Below are 7904 nucleotides of genomic sequence, written 5' to 3'. Positions count from 1 at the left end.
GCCTTTCATATACACAATACCTTTTTTTGTTCCTAAACTTTTGCCAGCAGCATTTTCAATATTCAGCGAAAATTTTGCCTCCACGCCTTTGAAAGATTTAAACTTTGCACTAACTGCATCCAGTATTTTCTTTGCTTCGGGATCGTTGTTTCCCATGCCTTTTGGCTGGGCATATATCGTTATAATACCAGCCAGTAAAAGTGTAACAGAAGTAATTATTTTTTTCATTATTATTAGATTTTATCCGTTGTTTTTCAAAAAAGAGACCAAAGATAAGTGAATAGACTGTTTCACAAAGCCCCGGTTTAAGATTGCCCTTTAATGAAGTGTTAATGTATTTTTTTAATACCAAATAAATAGAGCAGGTTAACGTTGATATTTATTATCAAGTTGTATTTTGCACACACTTCAACATTCAACATACTTCTCTCTGCTATTGATTCAATTTTGTAATCATTTAATATCATTAAAACATGATGGAAAAAACTGTTCCCTTAACCCAAAGGGAAACCTATGAACCAACCCGCTTTACCGAGTTTTTATGGTGGCTTTCCACCGCCGAAAAAGAATTGCTGGCAGATGCAGTTGTAGACCGCAACCGCCATAAAATAATTGGCATGACCGTACTTGGTACCTGGGCCTTTGCCACTTTGGCCTGGACCTATTTTTTTAGTACAGTTGCCGCATCGCTATGGCTGGCAATACCCCTGGGTTTTTTTATGGGGTTTATTATTTTAACCATCGACAGGGCTTTAATAAAAGGCATCAACAAATTTTCAAAAAATAAATTGCTGCCTTTACTTTTCAGGGCATTGCTGGCTGTTACCATCGGTACTTTTATGGCACAGCCTGCATTGCTCTACATGTTTGCCAAAGAAATCAGGTTACAAACTTCGCTGGATAATGAAAAAAAGATGATGGTTAAAAGCAAGGAGTTGACTGACCTCTATAAAAATAAAAAAGCTACACTATCTGCAGAAAAAGAAAGCCTTCAACAAGAGCTGGAGCTAAAATATGCGGATGTTGCAAAGGCACGTCAAAATTTTTTATCAGAAACAGATGGCAGCGGCGGCACCGGTAAAGTGGGCATTAAAGATATTGCCATTGCGAAAAGAAATGAATATCAAAAACTGGACGGAGAATACCAGCAATTGCTGAAAAGTGAAGAGCCAAAAATTGCGGCAATTGAAACAGATTTAAAAACAATTGATGATACCGTTAAAAAAGAAGAAGCTGATTTTACCCAATATTTTAATAACGGATTTCTGACGCAAATTGAAGCATTGAACAATTTAATTAAAACCAATCCTGCTTTGCAGTTCAGGTATTACTTATTGGTAATTATTTTACTGTTAATAGAACTGATGCCAGTGATTGCAAAAACAATTCTGCCATCGGGCACTTATGATGAAAGAGCTATGCAGCGGGAGGCTATGGAAAAAGAAATGGTGACATCCAATATCAGTAAAGAAAAGGAGCTGAAAGAATTGTACAATTCACTGGCGCATCAAAACGATAAAGAAGCCATTGCTGCTTTTTTTGATCTTACAAAAGAAGATCGTACACTAAAAATTAAAAGCTTCAGCAGCCGGTGGAAAGAAGAAAACAATCCAACTTTTGACGGCCTTTGGGAAAAAATGAAATCGGAGGTTTTAACCAAACAGGAACATTAGAGGTTATGTCTGATGGTTGATTTTTTGATATCGGATTTCATTCAGCCAGGAGCTTATTTATTTGTTGCTACGCTGAATTAATTTAACAGGGCTGATTTTTTGACGTGTTTTTTGTATACACTATAATCAAAAAATCAGCCTTCAATATTTTATATTAACTCACTTTGCAATACTGTGTTTTTCACAGATGTTTTATTATCAGCGAATTCTTTTGCCGCTTTAATAAAGTTTACAAACACCGGTTGCGGATTTTCTACTGTACTTTTCAATTCCGGATGGTATTGAACTCCTATAAAAAAAGGATGGTCCTTCAATTCGATGATTTCTACCAGCCCGGTACCAGGATTTTTTCCGCTTGCGATCATACCTGCGTCTTCAAATTGCTGCAGGTAGGCGTTGTTAAATTCCCAGCGGTGGCGGTGTCTTTCGCTGATTAGTGGCTGGCCGTAAATACTGTATGCCAGCGTACCTTCTTTTATTTCGCATGGATACGCTCCCAACCGCATCGTACCGCCTTTTGCTTTCACTTTCTTTTGGCCCGCCATCAGGTCAATCACCGGATTCTTTGTATCAGCCTGCATTTCGGTGCTATTGGCATCCTTCAAATCTAATACGTTTCTTGCAAACTCAATCGCAGCCATCTGCATACCCAGGCAAATGCCAAAAAATGGCAACTTGTTTTCGCGGGCAAATTTTACCGCTACAATTTTTCCTTCCACTCCACGCATACCAAAACCTGGTGCTACCAATAAACCATCCAGGCCGCCTAATTTTTCCTGCACATTTTCATCTGTAATCGTTTCGCTGTGTACGTTCACAATATTTACCTTGCATTCATTGATAGCTCCAGCGTGAACAAAAGATTCCAAAATAGATTTATAAGCATCCTGCAGTTCTATATATTTTCCTATCAGGCCAATATTTATTTTTCCGGAAGGATATTTCAGTTTATCCAAAAATCCTTTCCATTTGGTAAGTTCAGGTGCAGAATAACCGTTGATGTGTAGTTTCTTTAATACAATTACATCCAGTCCTTCCTGCAGCATTTTTAACGGCACTTCATAAATGGAATTGGCGTCCATCGCCTCAATCACTGCTTCCGTTTTTACATTACAGAATAAGGCTATTTTCTTCCTCAAATCCAGGTTCAGCGAACGTTCCGTTCTGCATACAATAATGTCAGGGTGCACGCCATTTTCACTCATCAGTTTTACACTGTGCTGTGTTGGCTTGGTCTTTAATTCTTTGGCTGCTTTTAAATAAGGAATCAATGTAAGATGCACCACCAGGCAATCTTCCTCTTCCATCTGCCACTGCAGCTGACGTACCGCTTCTACAAAAGGAAGGCTTTCAATATCTCCCACGGTACCGCCAATTTCCGTAATAACAATATCATATTCACCACTATTACCCAACAATAGCATACGACGTTTTATTTCGTCCGTTATATGTGGAACTACCTGTACTGTTTTTCCGAGGTATGCCCCTTCCCTTTCCTGGTTAATCACTGTTTGGTAAATACGCCCGGTAGTAACATTGTTAGCCTGGCTGGTATGTATATTTAAAAAACGTTCGTAGTGGCCAAGGTCAAGATCCGTTTCTGCACCATCTTCTGTAACATAACATTCTCCATGCTCATAGGGATTTAGGGTGCCCGGATCCACATTGATATAAGGGTCAAACTTTTGGATGGTAACCTTCAGGCCTCTTGCCTGCAATAACTTAGCAAGCGAAGCTGCTATAATACCTTTACCTAATGAAGATGTAACACCCCCGGTTACAAAAATATACTTGGCCGTTTTCATGAAATTATCTGTTTTTAATTTGTCATATATTTATGGATGCTACAAAACATTGCCATCCTGTTTTATACCTGGCTGTCGCAATAACTTACAAACAGGTGAACATATTAGCTGCAAAAGAATATCGAAATGGTAATTGTTTCAATCCGTGATGACCATCGGAAAATGAAAGATAAAATATCCGTGAGGTCGGGCAAAAATACAGCAAAAAATCGGCAGGATAAAATTTAGCGGAATGATTTATCATTAAACAACTCATAAAAAAATAAAATGCTTATCCCTTATGGATTTCAGCCTGAAAAAGTTCGGCAGTATTTTTTTAACTGGTCCTTGTATTACAACTTACCTCAATTTTAATACCTGTTAATTAATGGATGGTACTTCATTCCCATTATTAAATGTGGCTACATTATTATTAAGTACGATACTTATTATTTGTCTCTAAAAAGTTCCATTGGCGAACTTTACCGGAAAAACTTTTGTTTAACACCAACCGGCGTTGTACTTTTATCCATTCTAAAAGGCAGGTAATTTCGAATTTATAAACTACTATTATGGGCGATATCAAAGACAGTTTTAAGGTAAAAGCAGATACGGTTGGAGCAGAAATTAAAGCCATGTTGAAGGAACACGGTGATAAAAAAATAGGTGAAGTAACCCTAAGCCAGATTTACCAGGGTATGCGTGGAATGACAGGGCTTGTATCTGAAACCTCATTGCTGGATGCCCAGGAAGGAATTCGTTTTCGCGGGCACACTTTGCCCGAATTAAGAGAAAAGCTCCCTAAAGCAGAAAATGGCGGAGAGCCATTGCCGGAAGGTTTGTTTCATTTAATGCTGATGGATGAATTTCCGACAGATAAGGATGCCCAGCATATTACTGAATTATGGCAGCGACGCAGCCACGTACCGAATCATGTGTTTGCCACTATTGAAGCTTTGCCGGTAAGTACACACCCGATGACGCAATTTGTTGTTGCCATTATGGCGTTACAAACAGAAAGCAGCTTTGCCAAACGATATGCTGCCGGGATGAGTAAAAAAGACTACTGGGAGGCTACATTTGACGACTCAATGGACCTGGTAGCACGGTTGCCACGGGTGGCTGCTTACATTTACCGCCGCAAATACAAAGGCGGCGAACATATACAACCCAACGGCTTGCTAGACTGGGCAGGTAATTTTGCCCATATGATGGGATATGAAAATGAGGAATTTAAAGAGTTGATGCGCTTGTATATGACCATTCATGCCGATCATGAAGGTGGTAACGTTTCTGCACATACTACCCACCTTGTAGGCTCTGCATTAAGCGACCCTTACCTTTCTTTTGCAGCTGGAATGAACGGATTGGCGGGTCCCCTCCATGGCCTTGCCAATCAGGAAGTAATTAAGTGGATATATGATATGAGAGAAGAACTGGGCGTAGAAACGCCATCAAAAGCCCAGATAGAAGAATATGTAAAAAAGACGTTAAGCGAAGGGAAGGTGGTGCCGGGATATGGACATGCCGTGTTGCGTAAAACTGACCCGCGTTTTACAGCTCAAATGGAATTCGGGAAAAAACATTTACCCAACGATCCACTGGTAAATACCGTTTGGAATATTTATGAGGCAGTTCCGCCGCTGTTGCAGTCACTCGGTAAAATAAAAAACCCATGGCCCAATGTAGACGCTCACAGCGGTGCGTTACTCGTGCACTATGGTATGGTGGAATATGAATTTTATACCGTTTTGTTTGGCGTTTCAAGAGCATTGGGTGTGCTGGCCAGCCTTTGCTGGGACAGAGCTCTGAACTTTCCACTGGAACGTCCAAAATCTGTTACAACAGACCTGGTAAAAAAATGGCTCGAAGGAAAAGACGAGATTTGGGGCGATTAATTTTACCGCCGTCGTTCTAAACAAACAACCGAAAAGTAAACCGGCATTGCAGGCATTACCCCGCATATAATACCTTCCTGCGATTAACTAAATCCTTTTATAGTATGTACCAAAATAGCAAGCAACTTTTCGAAAGGGCACAACAATCAATACCGGGCGGTGTAAACTCACCGGTGAGGGCATTTAAAAGTGTAGGCGGAACTCCGGTGTTTATAAAAAGTGCCAAAGGCGCTTATTTATATGATGCCGATGGTAACCAGTACATCGATTACATTGCTTCCTGGGGGCCTATGATACTCGGGCATGCTTACGAGCCGGTTGTAAGGGCCATACAGGAAAAAGCTGCCCTATCTACCTCATTTGGTGCGCCTACCGAACTGGAAATAGAAATGGCCGAACTGATAAAAACTATGGCACCTAATATAGACCTGGTGCGCATGGTAAGCAGCGGCACGGAAGCCTGTATGAGCGCACTGCGTTTGGCACGTGGGTTTACAGGCAGAAATAAATTTATCAAATTTGAGGGATGCTATCACGGTCATGCAGATGCTTTTTTAGTAAAAGCTGGCAGCGGCATGGCCACGCTATCTATACAAACAGTGCCCGGCGTAACTGCTGGCGTTAGCAATGATACGCTTACCTGCGCCTACAATGATTTGCAAGCCGTACAGCTACTGGCACAACAACACAATGGAGAAATTGCTGCCATTATTATAGAACCTGTTGTGGGTAATATGGGTTGCATCATCCCCGAGCCGGGTTTTTTAGAAGGCCTGCGAAAAATTTGCGACGAAGAAGGCATCGTTTTTATTTTTGATGAAGTAATGACCGGCTTCAGGCTGGCTGCAGGTGGTGCACAGGCTAAACTACAAATCAATGCCGACCTCGTAACCTATGGTAAAGTAATTGGAGCAGGCTTACCTGTAGGTGCTTTCGGAGGTAAAAAGGAAATTATGCAACACATAGCTCCGCTGGGAAACGTTTACCAGGCGGGCACTTTAAGTGGCAACCCCATTGCAATGATAGCCGGTTACACGTTGCTGAATGAGTTAAAGGCAAACCCCGCAATTTATGAAGAGCTGGAGGCTAAAACAACCTACCTGGCTGATGGACTTGAGAAAGTATTTATACAACATAATATTGCTTACCGTATCAACCGTTTTGGCAGTATGATCAGCATTCATTTCAGTGATCATAATATTACTGATTTTGAGTCTGCCTCACGGGCAGACATTGGCCGGTTTAATCAGCTGTTTCATTTTATGCTGGATAACGGTGTATACTTGCCGCCATCGGCATATGAAAGCTGGTTTTTAAATAACGCATTGACTTATGCAGACCTGGATAAAACAATTGATTTATTACACCAATTTCTTTCGCAATAATGGACTGGTAAAGGCAAACAAAAAAGTCCTGTTTTAACTATATGCTTACGGCACTGCAACTAATCCGGCAATATAACCTGCAACCTCATCCCGAAGGGGGATGGTATAAAGAAACATATCGCAGCAATGAACATATTCCTGCTGGTGTGCTACCAGCAAGGTTTAACGGCGAAAGAGCTTTTTCTACAGCCATTTATTTCCTGCTGGAGCGGGGCAATTTTTCTGCCTTTCACAGAATCAAAAGTGATGAATGCTGGCATTTTTATGCCGGTGATCCTTTATTGATATACATTTTTCAACCCGATGGAGCACTTACTGTCGTTCAACTTGGCCAGGATATTTCAGCAGGACAAGTTTTTCAATTTACTGTACCAGCTAATTGCTGGTTTGCGAGCCAACCGGCTGAGAAGAGCCGTTTTTGTTTTGCTGGCTGTACAGTAGCTCCCGGCTTTGATTTTAGTGATTTTGAAATGGCAGACAGTAACGGCTTAACTGCATTATACCCCTTTTATGAAACAACCATCAAAGCGTTATGCAGATCATAGGCCGCTAAAATAACGGTTGTAAATCCTCCATATTATTATGCAAATTTCTTTTTAATTTATGATTAAAAAAAGTTGCAGGGATCGGTTATAAATTTGCATTGACACAGTTATGACAAGAGAAGAAAAATTTATGCAGGAAGCAGTTGCATTATCCAAACAAGGCATGCTAAATAATGAAGGCGGTCCGTTTGGATGCATCGTTGTAAAAGATGATGTAATTATCGGCAGGGGAAATAACAAAGTTATCTGCAACCAGGATCCAACTGCCCATGCGGAAATTACCGCAATAAGAGATGCCTGTAAAACACTTGGTACCTATCAGCTGGATGGTTGTGAAATTTATACCAGTTGCGAACCATGCCCCATGTGCCTGGGTGCAATCTACTGGGCACGGCCAAAAGTGGTATATTATGCCAATACCAGGGAAGATGCTGCCAGCATTGGTTTCGACGACGCTATGATATACCAGGAAATGAGCACAGCAATCGGCAGCAGAAAAATACCCATCATTGGCATTGATAAAAAATCAGCACTGAAAGTATTTCAGGAATGGAGCAATAAAACTGATAAAAACGTTTATTAACCGTTACCGTTTTCAGATACGAATCTAGCACATACC

Annotated in this window: 7 protein-coding genes; 5 read left to right on the top strand and 2 right to left on the bottom strand. The window is 40.8% G+C overall.

Annotated elements, in window-relative coordinates; all coding sequences use genetic code 11:
- The coding region (locus tag JWR61_RS07830) for an outer membrane lipoprotein carrier protein LolA (RefSeq protein ID WP_367881795.1) at positions 1-228 on the bottom strand (228 nt) is incomplete at its 3' end.
- Between the two features lie 245 nt (positions 229-473).
- On the opposite strand from JWR61_RS07830, the gene JWR61_RS07825 reads away from it, so the two are divergent.
- Positions 474-1673: a DUF4407 domain-containing protein gene (locus JWR61_RS07825; protein WP_301927287.1), complete on the top strand. Its 1200-nt coding sequence runs from the start codon at positions 474-476 to the stop codon at positions 1671-1673.
- A 149-nt stretch (positions 1674-1822) separates the two neighbouring features.
- Here the strand turns inward: JWR61_RS07825 and JWR61_RS07820 are convergent, their stop codons facing one another.
- On the bottom strand, positions 1823-3478 hold the full coding sequence (locus JWR61_RS07820; protein ID WP_290335818.1) for a CTP synthase: 1656 nt from the start codon (positions 3476-3478) through the stop codon (positions 1823-1825).
- 551 nt (positions 3479-4029) lie between these two features.
- Here JWR61_RS07820 and JWR61_RS07815 point away from each other — a divergent pair.
- The 4 genes from JWR61_RS07815 to JWR61_RS07800 all read left to right on the top strand — a co-directional run bounded on the left by JWR61_RS07815 (position 4030) and on the right by JWR61_RS07800 (position 7868).
- Complete coding sequence (locus JWR61_RS07815; RefSeq protein ID WP_290335817.1) at positions 4030-5355, top strand: citrate (Si)-synthase, eukaryotic; 1326 nt, start codon at positions 4030-4032, stop codon at positions 5353-5355.
- A gap of 104 nt (positions 5356-5459) precedes the next feature.
- The gene (gene hemL / locus JWR61_RS07810) at positions 5460-6740 is read left to right on the top strand and encodes a glutamate-1-semialdehyde 2,1-aminomutase (RefSeq protein WP_301927286.1); all 1281 of its coding nucleotides are present in this window, start codon (positions 5460-5462) and stop codon (positions 6738-6740) included.
- A gap of 41 nt (positions 6741-6781) precedes the next feature.
- On the top strand, positions 6782-7285 hold the full coding sequence (locus tag JWR61_RS07805) for a cupin domain-containing protein (RefSeq protein WP_301927285.1): 504 nt from the start codon (positions 6782-6784) through the stop codon (positions 7283-7285).
- Between the two features lie 109 nt (positions 7286-7394).
- Entirely contained in the window at positions 7395-7868 is a 474-nt protein-coding gene (locus tag JWR61_RS07800; RefSeq protein WP_290335814.1) for a nucleoside deaminase, read from the top strand.
- Positions 7869-7904 lie beyond the last annotated feature (36 nt).

The organism is Ferruginibacter sp. (assembly GCF_028288465.1).
GTDB lineage: Bacteria > Bacteroidota > Bacteroidia > Chitinophagales > Chitinophagaceae > Ferruginibacter.
This window is presented reverse-complemented; position numbering and strand designations above follow the sequence as displayed.